This window comes from Photorhabdus aegyptia, assembly GCF_000612035.1.
Classification (GTDB): Bacteria; Pseudomonadota; Gammaproteobacteria; order Enterobacterales; family Enterobacteriaceae; genus Photorhabdus; species Photorhabdus akhurstii.
In genome coordinates, this window is sequence record NZ_JFGV01000008.1 from 40,623 (window position 1) to 59,330 (window position 18,708).

Below are 18,708 nucleotides of genomic sequence, written 5' to 3' on the forward strand. Positions count from 1 at the left end.
TCACCTTTCATTTTTCCTTCCGTGACAACCATTAACTTAAAAAAACCAAACAAATAGATATCAGCTTGCAACTATTTGCTGGTACTCATTTTACCTGGAGGTAATAAATATGTTCTCTCGTCGTGATATCTTGAAGGCATCCGCAATTGGCGCAGCCGCTGCTGGCATGGGCGGTATGATTAAAGCGGCTGTTGCTGATGAACAACACAATACAGTCACTGCTGGCAAGAATAAACAGCCAATGAATACCAAAAGTTTGTATAAATACAAATTCACCGATAGCAAAAAACGGATATTGGAAAATGGATGGGCACGAGAAGCCACGGTAGAACAATTCCCGATATCTACAGGGATTGCTGGTGTTGATATGTTACTTGAACCGGGTGGTGTCCGTGAACTTCATTGGCATGCTATTGCCGCTGAATGGGCATATATGCTGGAAGGTCATGCACGTATTACCGTTATTGATCCGGAGGGCAAAAGTGAAGTAGCTGATTTTGGCCCCGGCGATGTATGGTATTTTCCCAAAGGTCATGGTCATTCTATTCAGGCGCTTGGGGATGGCGCCCATTTTATTCTGGCTTTTGATAATGGGCATTTTTCAGAATTTGGCACTTTCAGCATCACGGATTGGATAACCCATATGCCGAAAGAGGTACTTGAGAAAAGTGTCAACATGCCGGCATCCGTTTTTTCTAAAATTAAACAGGGAGAAGCTTACATCGTTGGTGGCGCTATACCGCCGAAACTTCCCCTACCTGCTGACGATGGAGGATTGAATGATGCCCCACTTACCCACCGTTATGAACTCTTGAAAAATAAACCTTTCTTCGAGAACGACGCAGGGAGTGTTTATCGAGCATCATCGAAGGAATTTCCTATTTCTACAACGATCACCGGCCTTATAGAGACCATCAAACCTGGCGCAATACGTGAACTACATTGGCATCCGAATGCCAACGAGTGGCAATACTACATTTCAGGTAAAGGACGTATGACTGTGTTTAGTTCCCACGGACACGCACAAACCGCAAAATATGGGCCAACCGACGTTGGTTACGTGCCACTGGGGTTTGGTCACTATATCGAAAATATTGGCGATGATGATCTTCAAGTGCTGATTGTACTAGATAACGGTGTTTATCAAGATATTTCACTCTCTGATTGGTTAGCTAAAACTCCGTCTTATCTACTGGCGGATAACTTCAACAATGATCCCTCCGATTGGGTGAATCGTCCTAAGGATAAGCTAGTTATATCACGCCGTAGGACTTGAGATATTACACCGTAGTGTATTGAAGGAACCTATATAACTTTGTATATCAGAAATAGCCTCGTTTACTCGGGGCTTTATTTAACATCGGATAACACCTTTTTATCGGTAATTAGGTCAGTCAGGGATTAAAAGAATAAACTCCTTATTTTCTGTCATGTTTAATGGCTGTTTTACATTTATATAACCTTCTATGACCATTTAAAAACGTTTTGTTAACATTAGGTTATCCTATTTTCCAAGTCCTTTTGGTTTTAGTGCCTTCTTTTTTTTCTTTTGCTCATTTTATTATTTGTTTGATTAATCTTAACATAATGATTTAATTGGAAAAAAATCAACAAAAAATGGCAAGATAAAAGCTTACTAATAATTAGCATGTAAAGTAGTTTTATATTGAAATTAACGATTAGAAAGCCAGAGAAACCCTATATTTAAAACTGAAATTTATATTAGTAGCGACAAATTTAGGAGTTCTCTGCCATGAGATTCATAGATCAATAAACACTAACATAATGGAGAAATATAATGGATATAAAATTAATATCTGACAGAATTGGATATCAGCCCGTTGAAAAGCAAATAGCAGGAGAGATAATACGTGTACTAAACTTTAAGCAAACAGATGAGGGGTATACAGCATCACATGGAATTGAATATCGGGCTAAGAAAATAATATTAGCATACGCTTTAGCTGTAAGTGGTATTCATGATGTGTCTCAACTTCCTGATGACTATTATAAGAATAAAGAGACTGCCGAGGGAATTTATCAAGAATATATGTCTAATCTTTCATCTGCACTATTAGGTGAAAATGGCGATCAAATCTCTAAAGATATGGCAGATGGTTTTTACAAGAATGAACTGGATTTTGAAGGTGAATATCCTCAAAACATCTGGAATATTCCTGATCTTGAAAATAAACCATTGAGTGATTATTTAGATGACGATAAATTATTGGCACTATATTTTTTTGCGGCACAGGAAATTCCACTGGAGGAAAATCAACAATCAAATGCCGCAAGATTTTTTAAATTAATTGATTTCTTATTTATCTTATCTGCTGTAACTTCACTGGGAAGGAGGATTTTTTCAAAAAACTTTTACAATGGGTTAGAGTCTAAATCATTAGAGAATTATATTGAGAGAAAAAAGCTTTCTAAACCTTTCTTTCGACCACCTCAGAAGTTACCTGATGGCAGAATAGGTTATTTGGCCGGCCCAACTGAACCACCTAAATGGAGAGTTAGTTTTCAAGAACTTAAAAAGAACAAATCTAGGAATGGATTTGTTAATATGGGCGGTGCTGCAAAACAAAAGTATAGTTCATTTGTAAAAGAGGTGCAAAAGGGTAACGATCCACTTACAGCAGCAAAAAGTATTGGTACAGCAAGCGGCAGTAACTTGGAAAAATTGCCAAATAATTTATTTAGTGTGAGGCTAAGTCAAAAAGACAGGGTAACTTTCACGCAAAATAATGCTGAAAATACAATCACGATTCATAGTGTTGGAACTCATTATAAAAATATATGATGTGTGATCTCTAGCTTCGATTGGCAGAGCATTTTTAAGCTCTCATTTTTTCAACGGGAGTCTCATAAGGCGTTTTACTTTTCAAACCACTGTGTGGTCTGTGATAATTGTAAAACGCCTTCCTTTAGCCAATACACCTTACTGCCAAAAAGATATTACTGAAAGAAACCGACTCTCCCTGTCCATAACGTTAAATGGTTATAATTTTTGATGTTATTTTTGATTTATTTAACAAAACGCATAATATATATGACAGGATAAAAGCCAGCAAAGAATAGGCTATTATGTAAACATATATATTTATGTAATTAAATTTTTCCAGTAATAAGTTATGGATAAATTCGTTATGTATTTCAATAACAAAAATATTGTGAACAAGATATATGCCTAGTGTATTCTTGCTAATGTCATCAATTAAGCATGGTATTTCGTTGATATTCAAATTAACCAAGAATAAGAATAGGCACACCGAAGAAACCTGAAGGAATACATTATAAAATCTCCCATAAAAGAAGTCCATCCCAGTCCTGGATGAAATGATTGATAAAGATATCAATGATATAATAAAAAATACCAGAAGCATTATGTGTTTACAGGAAAAAGTCTTTATTTTAGGTTTCGTTAGCCCTAAATATCCACCTATCAAGAAACTAATCAAACCCTCAGCTTGGAACGGAAGTAAAATATTGAATGGGATTAGGGAAAAAGAGAATTTGTAATCTGTTAGTGCATTCAGCAATGTAAGATTAGAAATTATAAGCATTATGACAATTATTTTCATAATCCCTTTTGCGTTTGTTTCGTTAAATGCGTTACGCATTAGTGGTGTTAATATATATAGAGAGACAATTGCAAATATAAACCATAAATGGGTGGCATCTGATGTGGTTCTACTAACATTAATATAATTTAAAAAATTAGTATTAGGTACTGTTGTAAATTTACTGATAAAATATGTGTCATACAGATAATAAAAGATAAGCCAAAACAATAATACAGTTAATATCCCTTTGGCTTTATTAATGATGTAATCCACCTGTTTTTCATGTCTGTTATTTAGTAAGAAATAGCCACTGCACATAAAAAACAATGAGACCCCTAACTGACCGATCTGCCTAAGAAAATACAAAACCACGTCATTATCATCGCGCAACAAGAAAAATAAAGTAACGTGAGAAATTACAACGAAAAATATAGAAATGATCTTTAATAAATCTATGGTTAATATTCTCATTTTTTGTCTCTTAAATAGATAAAATGAAGTTTGAAATTTTTGGGGCAATCCTGGCCATACCTATTTTTGATGGATGCAAACCATCGGACACGGTGCCCAAGCTATTGCTGGTCATAATATCGATATTTCCTTCATTGAATCCAGATTGTTTTAACAAATCCAGATATGGGATGGAGTGTTTTTCGCAAATTTCCCGACAAACGCTGCAATAGTCAGACAAGTAGTACCCTTTGGCGTTTTTACTATTCATACCTCTTTGTACTGATATTGGCGTTGTTATAATAAATCCTATTCTCGCTAATGGGTATTTTTTGGTAACTCCGGTCATTAATAACTTCATGCCTCCAATAAATGTCAATGGGGTTTTGTCTTTATAATCACCTATTTCCACCCCTCCATAGGAACCAAAGTCAAATCCAAAATCATTTACCCCTCCCCATATTGTAATAATATCTGGATTGCTTCCCATTTTTTCATATCTTAAGCAAATGGCTGAATTGTCATTTTTATCTTTTTGGGCTATGCATGTTCCCCCTATTCCGTAGTTTTTCCATTCTTTTAGACCTAAATTTTTAGTCACTATTGGTTGATACCACCCTCTTTCAGTTATACTGTCACCGAGGGTAAACCAACACCCTTCCTTCAAATGCGATTGAATATAAGACATTTACTTTTATCCTTCTAAAAATAAAAATTCGACGAGAGACCATTGCGAGAACAAAGCAAAACGGAAAAAAGCGTGTTTAACTTTGAAATAACCGCCTTCATTAAAATCAGAAAGCGCATACAGAGCAAATTGCTTCGCATCCGTTAAGGTGAAGAGTCTTTTACTTTTATCGGCAATTTGGCCTATATGATGAGTCATCATCCTGATCCCATACAAATCATGTCCGTATAAAGATCGCTGACCGGATAGTGAAAATGAATTTCATCATTGCGGTTGGATCTCGGATAAAGTTGTCTCATATAAATAATACGATATCAACCTCTTTTACGACCTTTTAATCATGCACATTCATAACAGAAATACGGATTGGTTATCATAAACAAGTTATCTATCAGGTGCTAAAAAATGCCGATAGTGACAATTAGTTTGCTAAAGAAGTGGTGGATAGATTAGCTAAAGAAAAAAATGGATCTGAAACATAATATTGAATTACTGACCATCTGAGTTTAATAACAAAAATGCCGATCTTGAATATCGGCATTTTACAGTGAAAGAGAAGATTAATTTAATGCTTTAACGCTTCAATTTTATCCCGGCTCAGTCCGGTACTGGTGACAATAATATCCAAACTCACGCCATGTCGTAATAAGGCGCGAGCCGTTTCCACTTTACCTTTCTCTCGGCCTAGTTCAATACCTTGCTCAATACCCCGCTCAAGCCCTTTTTGTTCAAGCTGTTCTGCAATAGTCATCAACATCGTTTCATGCTCCGGAGATTGTTCAATCAGTTGATGGACAAATTGGGAGAGATCCAGCGTATGTCCATTCAGTAAAATATAGCGTAACACCACATTGCGCTGCTCAGTTGTATTATACCCTCCATTCAGGAGTTCCACCAATTGGGGGACCCATTCCAGCATATCCCGACAACGGATGTGTTTTTGCACCAGCTCCATCAGGGCAACCCCTTTATGCGTCAGGATCTCTTCATCGCTGAGCGCACTGACGTCCACTAACGGAAACGCCTGGCGGTATAAGCGGGCAGCCTGTTCAGGGAGCGTAAAACAATCCAGCCACCGGTTTGAGTAAGGATAAGGACGAACCTCACCATGATAAAACAGCAAAGGCGCCACCAAAGGGAGTTCAGTATGGCCTTTTTTCAGGTGGGCCGCCATTGCTAACATGGCATAATACATCAGCCGCCAGGCCATCAACGGGTCAGGAGTGGACTGATGTTCAATCAGGCAATAGATAGCCTTGTCCCCGAGTTGTTTCAACCGAGTACAGCACATCACTGTGCAGTTGCCGTAAATGCCGGTCCACAAAACTGCCGGGTTCCAGTTTCAATGTGGTTAAATCACACAACGACTGGATCTCTTCGGGCAGATAAAGAGATAAAAACTCCCTGGCCGTTTCGGGCTGCGTTAAAAAATGTTTGAATAACGCGTCATGGTGAGGCCGTTTTTCTTTTTTTGCCACAATCCGTTTCTCTGTCTTATTAATTAGTCATTGCCACGCATTGTCAAAATTATAATATCTCTGGAAAACTCGCAACCAATGTACAACATATTATTTCGGTGATTATCCATTTTCCTTGAGTGGATCGAAACTGTCTGGAAACCGCTTACAGAAGCGCTTGGCGACCAGTCTGTCGGAATCCATGAGGTCGTGGGCGATGGCCACTCGGTGATGATGAAGTGGCACATGAAAGTCTTGCATAAAGGTACTTTCGTCGGTGCTTCCGTGACCAATAGTACTCGGCCAACATGATGTAAAGCCTTGGGCCGAAAAGATTCCAAATAAATTTGATGTGATGACAATATGCTGCCCGCCTAAGATTGGGGCAGCAACGGTTAATCATACCTGACATATACTCTTCTCCCACTCGTAGTAAGGGAAGAGCAGTTATATTATCTATTAAAGAGCCAGCTCCACCATCGATAGACGGGTATTTAATTCTTTTTGTGGAACTTGTTGAAATAAATGTCTATCTTTGATTGAGAAGCATTCAACCTTTCCACTTCTCATGCCGTCATTCCTTACAGCAAATCGCACGCTGGGCGGATATTTGTAATTTGGACTCAAAGACATACCGCAAGCCAACAGGAAATCAATTTTCGATGATGATTCAATAAGCTCATCATTGCGTTCTCCTGGCTTAACTCTCCCATAATCAAGGCATAAGTTAATGCTAAACGGGCAGTCGTCAATTATATTGTTATCGATAGAGAAACCGTAGTTCATGTTATTATCATGCTCACCAACATGCTGAGTCTTGTTTAGAACTTCGACAGTTAATCCATCTACAAAGGTAAATATAAACCCATTATTAGTCACTTTATCTTTAAGACCGAAATCAATATGTGAAGTTGTACGCTTTGGCCACATTGACCTTTCAAATCGACCATCGTTTTTCTTTTTAAAGTTATTGCTTATTAAACAGTAATTTAAAGGTTCAAATACCCCGTTATTACTAGTTTCTACCAAGACTGCCACTGTTCCTGCCAACAGAACGATTTTACCCACTTCGCTTTCGGGTAAGGAATTCATCAAACTTTCCTGTGCATCTGATAAATAATGCATCATATAATCAGTTAGTTGATATAATTCATCTTTGTTTTTGAGCGTATTCCATTTTATGTTCCAAAAAAATTCAGGTAAAGAAAAAAACAACGGGGTGTTTTTTTCTTTATTTTCTGATGCAAGAAGAATATTTTCTCTCACCAAGTCAATTCTACGTTCTATTTCTTTCGCCAAGTAATCTTGTATGCTCTGTCCGCTTTCTCTATCAAGAGAAAACTCAGAGCGAAATGTTGCTTGTCTTATAGATGCCACATTAATTTTCATATTATTCTCCTTTGGTTTATCCATTATAATTCTCCTTTCTTGTTGGTACCGGATGTAATGACGAAGATAAAAATATCGCAAAAACTTTTACGCTGCCTACAATTTTGTTTGTAGGGGGATGAAGCCTAACTAGAAATAATGGCTAAATAATCAGTTAATAAACACAGAAATAATTATCTCCCAATTAATGTCAGCGTTGACTACCTTTGCCATAGTAACCAAACTTGTAAGAATTGATAATTCCTTCAATTAATGATTTTTCTCTTTTATTTGGAGTCTGATTATTATCAATTTTTCTATATGTACTTTAGGTAAAATTAATGTTTCTAATATGTCGATTTTTTGAGTAGAATTCTCTCTATAAAATTGCTCAAAAAAAGAGTTGTAATTATTTAAAGATAGGAGTTTATTTATGTGATTTTTTCCTTATATCATTATTTCAACATGCAATGTAATTATTCTTCACCAAGTGGATTATTAAACAGGATAATTATTTTTGAAAAAATCAGAATATATCCGATTAAATTCATCTAATCAAAAATGATTATAATTAATCATGCGTTTAATAACTTTATCAGAGAAATAAAAAGATATTTTTCTAATATCATCCAACGATTCTTGACATTCCATAACCGACTTCTAGTCTCTATATACACATCATTATGAATGTCTAATCTAAAACTTGAACATTCCAATCCTGAATATCGGGATGGGGAATTTATAATCTAATATAAAAATATACAGGCTTAACTATAATCCATTCGATCATGTAGTCCCCATGAGAAAAGAAGAATTGCACCATGTCCCCGCGGCGAAGAGTGCGCTGAACCGTTTTGCCGATGCTGAAATACCTCAACACCCGTGGATGGCGCAGAACGACTTCGGGAGCTCGCACCAAGATAGCTGGTGTTCCGAGTCCGTGTCGCTCAACGGTCCTGTTAATGACAATCTTCTGCTTATTGAGCAGTACAATCCTTTCGGATACACGCCGAATATGGTTTGTAATAGTCAGAATCAAATGGTGGGCGTCTCGCTGGACTACTCCGCATCTCAGTTCTGGGTGGTGGTATTTGACGAGAACTGCAACATTATTTCAGCCACGAAGGCGGGTACACTTTCCGGCAATAGTACCTTCGGCGGCGGCTACTTTTACCTAGACAACAACGATAACACGATAGTGGTACAGGACAACCAGATTGTCAGCTATCCGACAGCGGATGTGCAGCCAAGAGAAGGCGAGATTTATGCGCTCACACCGAACTGGCAGAGCGCTGATATCATCGAAGTGGTCACTGGTTCAGTGGATGGCAATTCCCTCTACTCGTCGCTGCCTGTTTGGGATGCGGATCGTCCGAATCTCTACTGGTGCCTGATTGCCGGTGATTATAACTACCAGAGCTACCCGGAGAGTACACTCAGCTCTCCTGCATGGATAGCAGTTGTGCAAATTGATCCGAATGATGGGAGCACAACACTGATTGGCGCGAAGAAGCTGGAAAAACAGTGGAACAACAATACATTCGCTGTTGATGAGAACGGGGCTTATATCGTCACCAATGGTATCGATAGCAAGGGCTTATGTACGAAAGGGTATCTCTGGGCGTTCGGTCTGGAGGGGAATGAGATCACCATTCGCTGGAAGACGCCTTACAAGAATGCCGGATACCGGAAGCCGGGTCAGACGAATATCGGTTCGGGAACTACGCCGACGCTCACCAAAATGGAGGACGGGACTGAACTGGTGGGAATCACCGACAATGCCTCGTTGATAGGCTTTGGTGATACCTTTGTGGTCGAAAATAATTTCGGCCACTATCCGACGTGGCCGTTCTCGCAGCTAGTCCCGAATGGTCCCGGCATGGAGATGATCCGCATCAATCCTGAGAATACTGAACAACCCGATGAAAAGAGATGGTCTATTCCAGACGTTCACTTTTACGCGATGAACATGCTCTGTCGCGGCAGCGGTATCATCTTCGCGCATACCTGTAGCTGGTCCGATGATATTTCAGCGTCAAAGGGAGGAATGTACTACATTAGCGCCATCGATTCTTTCAATGGCCGGGTGATCTGGCAAATTCCCCTCGGCAGAGGTGTGAACTATTGTCATGAGTACGGCGGCATTTACTTCAACAGGAATAATGACCTCTACATTGGCACTAACCAGTATCTGGTCTCTATCATTTCCAGAATCGTTCCAAAGAGCTTAAGGAATAGGTGGGCAAGAACGACTGAGGCAATTACTAGCTCCGTGACTACAACCTGGTCCAATAGGAGCGAAGCTGCAAAGTACGACATTTGACCTTTTTGAACTGAATTCGCAGCTTTACTCCTACATTACTCCTACATTACTCCTACATTGCTATCTACTATCACTTTTAAAAGCACTGCGAACCTAGTTGGAACCTAGACGATCAGACATTTTGTCGGAATTGCAGCCTTCATAAAGTAGGGAAACCACATCGCCGTTATTCCATCGGCCAACAAAGTCCATTGCTACGATTCCGAGAGTTGGTTTATCGTGGCCCGGGTGTTCAGGTTGGTAGGTATGAATAAGCCAATCCTTAAGGTTTTTGTACATATAAAAAGCATAATAGAGAGTGAAATCAGGGCCACTGTATGCACTCGTGTTAGTCAGATATAGAGTATCCTCGCTATCTTTCAATGCCTCTTCGAGATGATTAACAACAAGATGATATTTCTCTTTCTTCTCAGGATTATCATAGTGATCTTCAATATCCATTGATGTCCAGGCGATCCCAGACAACCCTTTATTCCTTGAAATGATAACAATCTTTCCTCTGACATCACCAAGCTTTGGAATTTGGCGATCGTCATGAAAGAGCGGAAAGTATTTGTCCTTGTAGTGCTTGAAAATAGCGTTGAATAGTTCGTCTGGTTCCTTTGATTGCTCTTGTTTGATACTCATCAAAATCGTTTCTGATGGATTAGCTTTAAGAAAATTCCGGCAGTCATTGACTACCTTATCGAATACGATGTATTCATTGATGATCCCGTGATGCATGTCAAAAATCCATCTGTCCTCATAGCCATCAATGATAAATCCCCTATCATTGGTTTTTGCATGGCATCGGATATCCAAATAGCGAATTCCTAGCTGCAATTGGTCCGATATTGACAAACTCTGGCATTGAACAAGTCCCGATATGTTCCTGTGGGCGCAACTTTCATGTGTTCCCGGAATAGTGATATGGCTCAAAAGTCGATTATCATCATGCAAATGTCCCATCCAAGCATTAGGAGTCCATATTGACAGTGAGCGCTCGGTTTGATGATCAATTTTTGATTTTTCATCGATATTATTACCGTTGTTATTCATATTTATTTCTCACCATATTAATTTAAGTTATTTAAGAGATATTTAATGTGTGAAATAGAGTGACATTATTATTCTTAAGTATATACCCGTCATCTTTCAAGTTGCCTCTTTGTTGGCTGCACTCACTCACCCCGGTCACATAGTTATCTATGCCCCCGGAGATTTGCTCCCTTACCGTCACGATCCATCTTGAAATCCATTGGGTATACTACTATTTTGAAGAAATTAGAAGTGCGCCAACAATAGGCAATTAAAGAAGATAATTATTGAGAAAGTATAGTGATTATATACATAATGAAATGAGTATTTTTAAACATAGAAAATCTACGATTTAGATATTTTAATTAAAAAAACGCCTGAAAATAGTTGGCGAATTCGATTAATGAAAATATTTTTTTCATTTTTATATATTATGAGGCTAATCGTAATAAAATGAATAGACATTACTGGCATTAAAATAGTGAGCAAAAAATCATTTCCTCCTTACTGAATTTTGATTTCAATTATCTTAATCATTGTATAAGCCAGTAACTCAATAAAAGATTTGCTGAAAAAATTGGCTACTGACATTAATCTTCCGGAAGAAAACGTTATTCCTTTCGACATTACAAATCATGACAAAGCGAAAGAAATGGTACATAAAGTGCTTCAACGGATCGGGAGTATTGACTGTATTATTTTCACTGCTGGCGTCAGTCAACGTTCTTTAGTTGCAGACACACAATTCTTTGTCTATGAAAAATTGATTAATTTAAATTTTTTATCCATTGTCAACATAGCATTAACTGTACTCCCTTCGATGATTGAGAAAAAGAGAGGGCATTTTGTTGTTCTCTCCAGTGTGGCTGGTAAGTTTGGTACACCGGGTCGTTCAGGCTATTCAGCATCGAAGCAGGCATTGCATGGTTTTTTTGAATCTCTGCGTGCTGAGCATACGAAAGACAATATCAATGTTACATTTATTTGTCCCGGTTTTATTAATACTGATATTACCATGAGATCTCTCACTGGAAATGGGGAGCCTTATCAACGTATTGATAGTGAACTGGAACACGGCATGCCTGTCGATTTATGCGCCAGGAAAATTGTTAAGGCAATCGTTAGTGAAAAAAGAGAGATATACCCCGGAGGTAATAAAGAAGTCATTGGTGTATACCTTAATCGATTTCTTCCACGATTGTTACAGTATATTATTGCATTAAAAGGAAAATAAGCTAGATGGTGGAAATCAGTTTGTTAAAGAAGTAACGGATAAATTAGCTGAGAAGAAAAAGGGATCTGTAACATAATATCTAACGTATTAATCATCTTGGTTTGACAATAAAATCCTCTACTTTGTGGTAGGGGATTTTCAACTTATTTAAGTGATCTTTCTCTTATGCCATTATTTCAACATGATATGGATTTATTCTTTGCTAATTAGATCACTAGATTGGAGAACTATTCTTAAATCCAACGGAATAAACGAATGTATCTGATTAAACTTATTTAATATTTCATTTTGTCGTATTGTGTTCCATCCGATTCCCCTTGATAATATGGATGAAATGATATCGTTCCATCCTCCGGGAGTGAATATATATGATGAAAAATAGTGATCCTTTTCCTCATCTAACATCTCTGCTACGCCAGGGAGTTAGTCATGCACTGTATCCTAATGCTAAATCATTTCTTGACATGATAGCCGAGGATATTGTTTTTGAATTTCCTTATGCTTTGCCTGATGGAGTGCAAGTATTAAATGGAAAAAAAGCCCTCAAAAACTACCTTACAAGCAAATTAAAAGGAGATTATCATGCAGAATAATATTTTGATCACAGGTGGTAAGGGGAAAACCGGAAGGTTGATTAGTGAGTTACTGACCCAAAATGGGATCGCGCATCGGATTGGTACCCGCACCCCTGAATCAGGCAGTGAAATTGCTTTTGATTGGATGCGTCCTGATCTGGCCGAAGCCGCATTTTCTGGCATCAGGTCACTATATATTGTGGCGCCAACGAACACTAGTGATCATGGTTCAGTAGTACCACCATTGCTTGAGATAGCGCTAGAAAAAGGGGTTCAACGTTTTGTGTTGCTTAGTGCATCGTCGCTGGCCTCTGGTGCTCCAATGATGGGAAAAATTCACGCCTGGCTGGAAGCTAATACGCCAGAATGGACAGTATTACGTCCTACCTGGTTTATGCAGAACTTTTATGAGCAACGGCATTTGGTAACAATAAATGAAGAGAACGCTATCTATTCTGCAACGGGCGATGGCAAAGTGGGGTTCATTGACGCCCTTGATATTGCTCGTGCTGCTGTTTCTGCATTAACATCAAATCGAACCATAAATAAAGATTTTATCCTTACAGGACCTGAAACACTTAGTTATGGAGATATTGCTGCTGCATTGAGTAAAGCCTTAGGCCGCAAAATTAGTCACCGAAATCTAACGACCAGTGAATTGGCCAGTCGGCTACAACAAAATGGACTGGATGAAACCTACTCAAAAATCCTTTCAGCAATGGATAATGACATCGCATCAGGTACTGAGGAGCGCATTACAGATGGCGTCAAAGCATTAACAGGAGTGAATCCTTGTTCACTGGATATCTTTATTCAGAGGGAATGTCATCGCTGGAAGGTTTAATTGTATGACTCGGGATAATACTTGTCCGAAGTAAAATAACGATGTTGTACTTATTATACCCGTCATCTTTTAAGTTGCCTCTTTGTTGGCTGTACTCGCTCACCCCCGGTCACATAGTTCTCTATGCTCCCGGGGATTCACTCCCTTATATCCACACATGGAAATCCCTAGTTATTTTCTTAATTGATGATGATTATCTGCATACCAGGTAATATAGTCATTACTGGATATTGGCGTCTCGATTCCAATTTTATCCACGCCAAAACTGGTAATATAATCGTTTATTCTGTCTGCATGTTTACGTATATATTCAATACGTCTCTCGTCTATTCTTTGCGATTCCTGTAAATTGATCACTTCACTTCTCAGGAGATTGCTCATGGTACGGTGAATCCAATCGAGGAGATAACCTTCGATGATCATATAAAAATCATCATTATTGTTATGGTATGTATCAATAGTTGTCGTCACCACGGATAAAACCGCATATGTTTGGCTTAGTTCTAGAAAATCCCCACTATGATTATTAAACGTGTCTAAGTTTATCCTTTTATTATTATTTACTATTAATTTATTTAGTTTTTCATATAAAAAGTCCATATAATCATTCAAAATGGAAAATAGGTCATGCTGGAAAGATGCTTTGTTTATTTCTTTCATCTTATTGAGAATGATCATCCTTCCGGCTTTTAGTGATAATACAAGGTTATCCCCTTCCGAAGTAATCGCGCCAAAATTAGATATTAAATAATTGGGGATCTTATTAAGCGTAAATAAACCATGTGCGCCGCAGCGTTCACGACAATTAATTAATATTTCTTGCGTGCGCCATGTGCACAAGGACTTAGTAGTAATGATTTCAATAAGTAATTTATCTGGAAATTTAAAGCTTTTAACTGATTCTGATAATATAATTGAAACTTTTCTTGTTAATTCTCTTAAGTATAACGCGTGAGTGATTGTGCTCAAAGTATCCCAGGCAATACCCTCTTTGAAATGAGAATAATTAATTATTGGCATAGTACCTGAATAACCGAATGTTTGTCGTTTATTGCCATATGTGCTAGTTATATGAAGAGCTGATTTAGCTGCTGTAACTGAGATCACTGCCATGCATAACTTCCCTGAATGTATTCTATTTGTAATTAACGAAAACCTTTCTGTTAATTCTTTAGTATGCAATGATACTTTACCCTCCCTAGTCAGTGTTATCATATTGCCCGCAAGTAGTCCTTCAAAAGGTATTTCGACATTATTAAATGAAGTTATTGCGTTATCTAAATAAAATCCTGGCTTATCGCCAAGTGGAGTAATTTTAACTCCGGGAGTTAATTTGCCATTTACGGACAGAGGGAGAATAAATGGAAAAATACCATATTTCCTTCCTGATACATTTAACTGAGCTAAAATTACAGCTACTTTTGGTAGTTCACAAGGTGTAGTATTAGGCATAAATTTATATGCATTTTGGCTGGGTGAATTCAATATGAATACGCCTTTTTCCGGGAGATAATTAGCTTGTGTTTCGATCGCGATGAGATTATTTCCGTGAGCCAGCTCAGTTGCCAGATATACTCCAATGGCATGACCTGAGCAAAGTTTTCGGTAGAGATCTTCCACATATGGAGTTTGTGCTCCTAAGTTAGCGATAGTGCCTATGGCTAAATTAAAATGAATTGATAGCATAGAAACTACAGCGCAATCGTGTGGAGCTACAAGTTCATGCAGGGAAACTAATTCATTAAATGATGTCGTATGAATATTATTATTTTGAATATATTTAAGCAGTTCTATGAATTTTTCTACTGACGACGGGTAATTATCACAAGTGTTTTTAAGTATGGCTAAAAGGTTATCAGATATTACCGTATTTCCTATACCTAAATAAGACCTTAATTTTGATTCCGAATTGCACAATGATCTATTCATATAGATGAAGCCTTTCCTAGAATAATATGTATATTAGCTATCTAATAGTGTCATGGGATACACCAGAAATATATACCTCTAATTTAAAAAATTTTATTATATAAAAGTGACCTGTTGAAAATTTTCCTTCTTATAGCCCAGTAGAGAAAACCATATTAAAACATGTTTATCAAATAAACAGGAGTTGGGGAGAACGTTAAACAGCTAAACTGGCTGCCCAAACTTAAGTAAATTTCCACTTGGATCAATTAGGTGGAACTCCAACATGCCCCATGGAGTTTCCGCAAGCGGAGAGACTTCAGTCTGCGCTTGTAGTTCTTGAAACACACTTTGGATATCTTTCACGAAAATATAGCAAGAAGTGTTCTCTGCAATGTACTTATCGTTACATGCCCAAAAATGGATTTCAGCTTCCCCTCTGCTAATTATCGCATATTCATTAGGAACAAAATTGTCGCAATGGAACCCAAGTTTACTTGTGTAAAAGTCAACCAATTTATCTAGATCCAATGCAGCCAATACAGGGACAGCCTCCCAATCGCTCATACATTTTCCCTTTTATTTATATATAATTTTTAAACGCTCATACAGGATTGTCTGACAAATCACTGTACGTTACTCTCATTAAATAAGTAATATGACTATAAAAATAGATTCAACAATACCTCCTATTTCGGTTTGTCCGGCCATCTGATCTTTTCTTCGTAACCACTCACTTTTTAACTTACTTTCGCAGCTTCAGCCAGACTTTTTTTCCGTTGCGATTCTCCTGTTAATTCCAGCCGATGTGCGTTGTGGATCAATCGGTCTAACAGCGCATCTGCAACTGTCGGATTTTCCATCAATTCAATTTTGGCACAGCTTTTAAGTGGTTGAAATGAGTTCATTACACTCGCAGAAATGTTCAACTAATTTATCCAGAATTTAAGTTAGTTAGCTTATTTAACCACTGATTGAAATGTGGGCATTGGGAACGAATTGTATCAAAACATTGATACGGATCATCGCTGTGGCCTCCCGCCGAGTAAATTTTTCTTCCATAATTCACCAAGGCTATAGTCTTCAAGCCATTCTGAAAGAAAGTCACTATTCAGACGCTTAAAGGTCGATACCCCTTGTTGTTTGTCAACGATAATCAAATCATCAGCATCAAATTGATCGACCAGTTCGACTGACTGGGTAGAAATAATCAGTTGGTGCTTACTGCTGGCGTTTTTGATCAAACCAGCCAGTACATTAATAGCATAGGGGTGGAGTCCAAGCTCTGGTTCGTCAATAATAATTGAACTTGGCATATAGTCTTCAGGTTGCAGTAACACGGTAGTCAATAAAATAAATCGTAAAGTACCATCGGACAATTCACTCGCTTTAAACGGAATATCCTGCTCTTTCTCTGTCCATTCGAGTTGAATGTAATCAGTATTATCCGAGGTGGGCCGCAAGTAAAAATCACCAAAAAATGGGGCAACCATTTGAATGGTTTTGACAATGCGTTTGTAATGCAGAATATGATTTTTTTGCAGACGATATAAGAATGCCGCTAAATTAGCACCATCTTCCCGTAAATAGTCATTATCATTAATACGATGAGTTTGTTTAACTCTGGCATTATCACTCGTATCATGGAAATGGTAAACCCTCCATCGGAGCATAGTAAGTAATGCGTAGTCCTCAATGTTATGACATCCCATTTGTAAATCACATTCTGAGATAGATTTGTAGCCTTTTATATTAATTTTTCTTAAGAAATTATTGTTGGTTACTGGTTTCATAATTTTGCCTTTTCAGCATTATGCGACTCAAATATGCCCTATGTTAGGGCAAATAATAGGTTAAGTATTATCTTGATTGCCAGGTTTGCGTCCAGCTCTTCCTCTAAAAACTTTTCCTTAGTGGAATACATTATCATTAAAATGCTCCTTCTATACACCAGAGGCTTCAGCCGCTTTGTTACCGCCACAACTGCTCTAATTGCTACTGGCTGGAACGAAAGTTGCCGAGCGAGATTCATGCCTCTGCATGAAGCATCTAGGGATTATCTTAAAAATAAGCTTTATTCTGATGCAGAGGGTGTGATTTTGTATTACCACACTGCGATGCCTATTGTGGTTCAGTGTGAGTGGAGCTACGGAATTAATCAGGATGGAACTATCCTGGTGCAGCTGGTAATCCTTCTTATGCTGGAACGTGAGGTACCAGACTGGAAAAATGCTAGTTATGCTGAATGCTGACTTACCTCGACGATGAAAACAAACGTCGAAGGACGTTGCAACAACTCAGGCGTGAGGGTTATCCGGTTAAGGATGAAGATGTTGAAAAACTCTCGCCGTTACAATGTGGGCATATCAATATGCAAGGGCGCTATTCCTTTACGGTGCCGGAGTCCGTCAGCAAAGGAGAACTGAGAGCGTTCAATGAAGAGGTTTAATTTATTGATTAATATATTAATGGCTATTTAAATTGGCCCATTAACGGCGTTTGCTGTTCCGTTACTCCCCAAACCCCTATATAACCAGTTAGTGAATTGGTTATGAATCTTAGTGTTTGATGATTATAGTACCAGATGGTGGTAATCAGCTTGATAAAGAAATAACTGATCAATTAGCAGAGAAAGAAAATTAATCTGCAACATAATACTGAATTTAACGATAATAACTTTTACTTTTTTTGATAAAAACCACCATGTTGCTTTTATCAATTATTTATTTCAATGGAAAAACTTTTGGCATTATTTATCAGGAGAGTCACCTATTATATTAATATGAAGTTGGTGCAAAGATTATTTGCATAATTTACACTGCAAAACGTCAGACCTTATTTATATTATTAATCAGGAGTAAATTATGAAAAAATTGATATCTATGTTATTTATTTTAATTGGTATGATTAGCGCCCCTGCATTCTCAGCGGAAACCAATAGTGGCATTGTTAGAGTCGCAGAAATTAAAGCTGATTGGGATAATCCTGCACATTATTTTTATACATTTAGCGGGAATTTAGCTGGTAACTGTGGGAAACCTGGTTATATTTGGTCAGGATCAAGCGCTGAAAACGTTAATAGGCTATTAAGTCAAGCTTATGCACAGGGTTTAAATATTAAAGTTGGTATAGAAAATGCGAGTTGTAATATAACTACCGTTTACGTTATTAAACAATAGTAATTGTTTCTTATGCCATTATTAATGAGGCAAAAAGATAGATAAACATTGATTTACCTAACTCTATAATAAAATCCTCTACTGCATCGTAGAGGATTT

At 37.8% G+C, this 18,708-nt stretch carries 16 protein-coding genes and 2 pseudogenes; 8 read left to right on the plus strand and 10 right to left on the minus strand.

What is annotated here, in order from left to right; all coding sequences use genetic code 11:
• Positions 1–109: 109 nt before the first annotated feature.
• Together BA1DRAFT_RS03545 and BA1DRAFT_RS03550 are read left to right on the plus strand one after the other, a co-directional pair.
• Entirely contained in the window at positions 110–1,276 is a 1,167-nt protein-coding gene (locus BA1DRAFT_RS03545; RefSeq protein ID WP_051560636.1) for a cupin domain-containing protein, read from the plus strand.
• Positions 1,277–1,798: 522 nt separating this feature from the next.
• Complete coding sequence (locus tag BA1DRAFT_RS03550; protein WP_036776110.1) at positions 1,799–2,803, plus strand: hypothetical protein; 1,005 nt, start codon at positions 1,799–1,801, stop codon at positions 2,801–2,803.
• Between the two features lie 190 nt (positions 2,804–2,993).
• Here BA1DRAFT_RS03550 and BA1DRAFT_RS03555 read toward each other — a convergent pair whose 3' ends face one another.
• The 5 genes and pseudogenes from BA1DRAFT_RS03555 to BA1DRAFT_RS03575 form a co-directional block, all read right to left on the minus strand.
• Complete coding sequence (locus tag BA1DRAFT_RS03555; RefSeq protein WP_036776111.1) at positions 2,994–4,037, minus strand: acyltransferase; 1,044 nt, start codon at positions 4,035–4,037, stop codon at positions 2,994–2,996.
• A gap of 10 nt (positions 4,038–4,047) precedes the next feature.
• On the minus strand, positions 4,048–4,704 hold the full coding sequence (locus BA1DRAFT_RS03560; RefSeq protein ID WP_036776113.1) for an SGNH/GDSL hydrolase family protein: 657 nt from the start codon (positions 4,702–4,704) through the stop codon (positions 4,048–4,050).
• 6 nt (positions 4,705–4,710) lie between these two features.
• Positions 4,711–4,905 carry a hypothetical protein gene (locus BA1DRAFT_RS03565; RefSeq protein ID WP_036776114.1) on the minus strand — a complete coding sequence of 65 codons (195 nt, stop codon included), beginning with the start codon at positions 4,903–4,905 and terminating at the stop codon, positions 4,711–4,713.
• 364 nt (positions 4,906–5,269) lie between these two features.
• Positions 5,270–6,182: pseudogene (locus BA1DRAFT_RS03570) on the minus strand (Rpn family recombination-promoting nuclease/putative transposase).
• A gap of 438 nt (positions 6,183–6,620) precedes the next feature.
• Entirely contained in the window at positions 6,621–7,574 is a 954-nt protein-coding gene (locus BA1DRAFT_RS03575; protein WP_036776115.1) for a hypothetical protein, read from the minus strand.
• A 754-nt stretch (positions 7,575–8,328) separates the two neighbouring features.
• Between BA1DRAFT_RS03575 and BA1DRAFT_RS23880 the strand changes: the two genes are divergently transcribed.
• On the plus strand, positions 8,329–9,852 hold the full coding sequence (locus BA1DRAFT_RS23880) for a hypothetical protein (RefSeq protein ID WP_235200962.1): 1,524 nt from the start codon (positions 8,329–8,331) through the stop codon (positions 9,850–9,852).
• 93 nt (positions 9,853–9,945) lie between these two features.
• Here the strand turns inward: BA1DRAFT_RS23880 and BA1DRAFT_RS03590 are convergent, their stop codons facing one another.
• Positions 9,946–10,890: a phosphatidylinositol-specific phospholipase C gene (locus BA1DRAFT_RS03590; RefSeq protein ID WP_051560637.1), complete on the minus strand. Its 945-nt coding sequence runs from the start codon at positions 10,888–10,890 to the stop codon at positions 9,946–9,948.
• 544 nt (positions 10,891–11,434) lie between these two features.
• On the opposite strand from BA1DRAFT_RS03590, the gene BA1DRAFT_RS03595 reads away from it, so the two are divergent.
• The 3 genes from BA1DRAFT_RS03595 to BA1DRAFT_RS03605 all read left to right on the plus strand — a co-directional run bounded on the left by BA1DRAFT_RS03595 (position 11,435) and on the right by BA1DRAFT_RS03605 (position 13,522).
• Positions 11,435–12,103, plus strand: a complete 669-nt coding sequence (locus BA1DRAFT_RS03595; RefSeq protein ID WP_072164752.1) for an SDR family NAD(P)-dependent oxidoreductase — start codon at positions 11,435–11,437, stop codon at positions 12,101–12,103.
• Between the two features lie 368 nt (positions 12,104–12,471).
• The gene (locus BA1DRAFT_RS03600; RefSeq protein WP_051560639.1) at positions 12,472–12,696 is read left to right on the plus strand and encodes a nuclear transport factor 2-like protein; all 225 of its coding nucleotides are present in this window, start codon (positions 12,472–12,474) and stop codon (positions 12,694–12,696) included.
• The gene (locus BA1DRAFT_RS03605; RefSeq protein ID WP_036776116.1) at positions 12,686–13,522 is read left to right on the plus strand and encodes an ergot alkaloid biosynthesis protein; all 837 of its coding nucleotides are present in this window, start codon (positions 12,686–12,688) and stop codon (positions 13,520–13,522) included. The genes BA1DRAFT_RS03600 and BA1DRAFT_RS03605 overlap by 11 nt, the downstream gene beginning before the upstream one ends.
• A 171-nt stretch (positions 13,523–13,693) precedes the next feature.
• On the opposite strand, the gene BA1DRAFT_RS03610 is transcribed toward BA1DRAFT_RS03605, so the two are convergent.
• The 4 genes from BA1DRAFT_RS03610 to BA1DRAFT_RS03620 form a co-directional block, all read right to left on the minus strand.
• Positions 13,694–15,451, minus strand: coding sequence for an acyl-CoA dehydrogenase family protein (locus tag BA1DRAFT_RS03610; RefSeq protein WP_036776117.1), 1,758 nt, complete (start codon positions 15,449–15,451; stop codon positions 13,694–13,696).
• Between the two features lie 204 nt (positions 15,452–15,655).
• Positions 15,656–15,997: a bleomycin resistance protein gene (locus BA1DRAFT_RS03615; protein ID WP_036776119.1), complete on the minus strand. Its 342-nt coding sequence runs from the start codon at positions 15,995–15,997 to the stop codon at positions 15,656–15,658.
• Positions 15,998–16,170: 173 nt separating this feature from the next.
• Positions 16,171–16,338, minus strand: a complete 168-nt coding sequence (locus BA1DRAFT_RS22920) for an ATP-binding protein (protein ID WP_420865116.1) — start codon at positions 16,336–16,338, stop codon at positions 16,171–16,173.
• A 114-nt stretch (positions 16,339–16,452) separates the two neighbouring features.
• Entirely contained in the window at positions 16,453–17,223 is a 771-nt protein-coding gene (locus tag BA1DRAFT_RS03620; protein ID WP_036776120.1) for an AAA family ATPase, read from the minus strand.
• Between the two features lie 494 nt (positions 17,224–17,717).
• On the opposite strand from BA1DRAFT_RS03620, the pseudogene BA1DRAFT_RS03630 reads away from it, so the two are divergent.
• Together BA1DRAFT_RS03630 and BA1DRAFT_RS03635 are read left to right on the plus strand one after the other, a co-directional pair.
• Positions 17,718–17,879, plus strand: a pseudogene (locus BA1DRAFT_RS03630) (Tn3 family transposase); the annotation flags it as partial.
• A 415-nt stretch (positions 17,880–18,294) separates the two neighbouring features.
• Complete coding sequence (locus BA1DRAFT_RS03635; RefSeq protein ID WP_036776123.1) at positions 18,295–18,609, plus strand: hypothetical protein; 315 nt, start codon at positions 18,295–18,297, stop codon at positions 18,607–18,609.
• Positions 18,610–18,708: the final 99 nt, after the last annotated feature.

Bases quoted from the DNA above. Each gene is read 5' to 3' on its own strand.
- BA1DRAFT_RS03545 (WP_051560636.1), top strand. From the start codon at position 110: ATGTTCTCTCGTCGTGATATCTTGAAGGCATCCGCAATTGGCGCAGCC.
- BA1DRAFT_RS03550 (WP_036776110.1), top strand. From the start codon at position 1,799: ATGGATATAAAATTAATATCTGACAGAATTGGATATCAGCCCGTTGAA.
- BA1DRAFT_RS03555 (WP_036776111.1), bottom strand. From the start codon at position 4,037: ATGAGAATATTAACCATAGATTTATTAAAGATCATTTCTATATTTTTC.
- BA1DRAFT_RS03560 (WP_036776113.1), bottom strand. From the start codon at position 4,704: ATGTCTTATATTCAATCGCATTTGAAGGAAGGGTGTTGGTTTACCCTC.
- BA1DRAFT_RS03565 (WP_036776114.1), bottom strand. From the start codon at position 4,905: ATGATGACTCATCATATAGGCCAAATTGCCGATAAAAGTAAAAGACTC.
- BA1DRAFT_RS03575 (WP_036776115.1), bottom strand. From the start codon at position 7,574: ATGGATAAACCAAAGGAGAATAATATGAAAATTAATGTGGCATCTATA.
- BA1DRAFT_RS23880 (WP_235200962.1), top strand. From the start codon at position 8,329: ATGAGAAAAGAAGAATTGCACCATGTCCCCGCGGCGAAGAGTGCGCTG.
- BA1DRAFT_RS03590 (WP_051560637.1), bottom strand. From the start codon at position 10,890: ATGAATAACAACGGTAATAATATCGATGAAAAATCAAAAATTGATCAT.
- BA1DRAFT_RS03600 (WP_051560639.1), top strand. From the start codon at position 12,472: ATGATGAAAAATAGTGATCCTTTTCCTCATCTAACATCTCTGCTACGC.
- BA1DRAFT_RS03605 (WP_036776116.1), top strand. From the start codon at position 12,686: ATGCAGAATAATATTTTGATCACAGGTGGTAAGGGGAAAACCGGAAGG.
- BA1DRAFT_RS03610 (WP_036776117.1), bottom strand. From the start codon at position 15,451: ATGAATAGATCATTGTGCAATTCGGAATCAAAATTAAGGTCTTATTTA.
- BA1DRAFT_RS03615 (WP_036776119.1), bottom strand. From the start codon at position 15,997: ATGAGCGATTGGGAGGCTGTCCCTGTATTGGCTGCATTGGATCTAGAT.
- BA1DRAFT_RS22920 (WP_420865116.1), bottom strand. From the start codon at position 16,338: ATGAACTCATTTCAACCACTTAAAAGCTGTGCCAAAATTGAATTGATG.
- BA1DRAFT_RS03620 (WP_036776120.1), bottom strand. From the start codon at position 17,223: ATGAAACCAGTAACCAACAATAATTTCTTAAGAAAAATTAATATAAAA.
- BA1DRAFT_RS03635 (WP_036776123.1), top strand. From the start codon at position 18,295: ATGAAAAAATTGATATCTATGTTATTTATTTTAATTGGTATGATTAGC.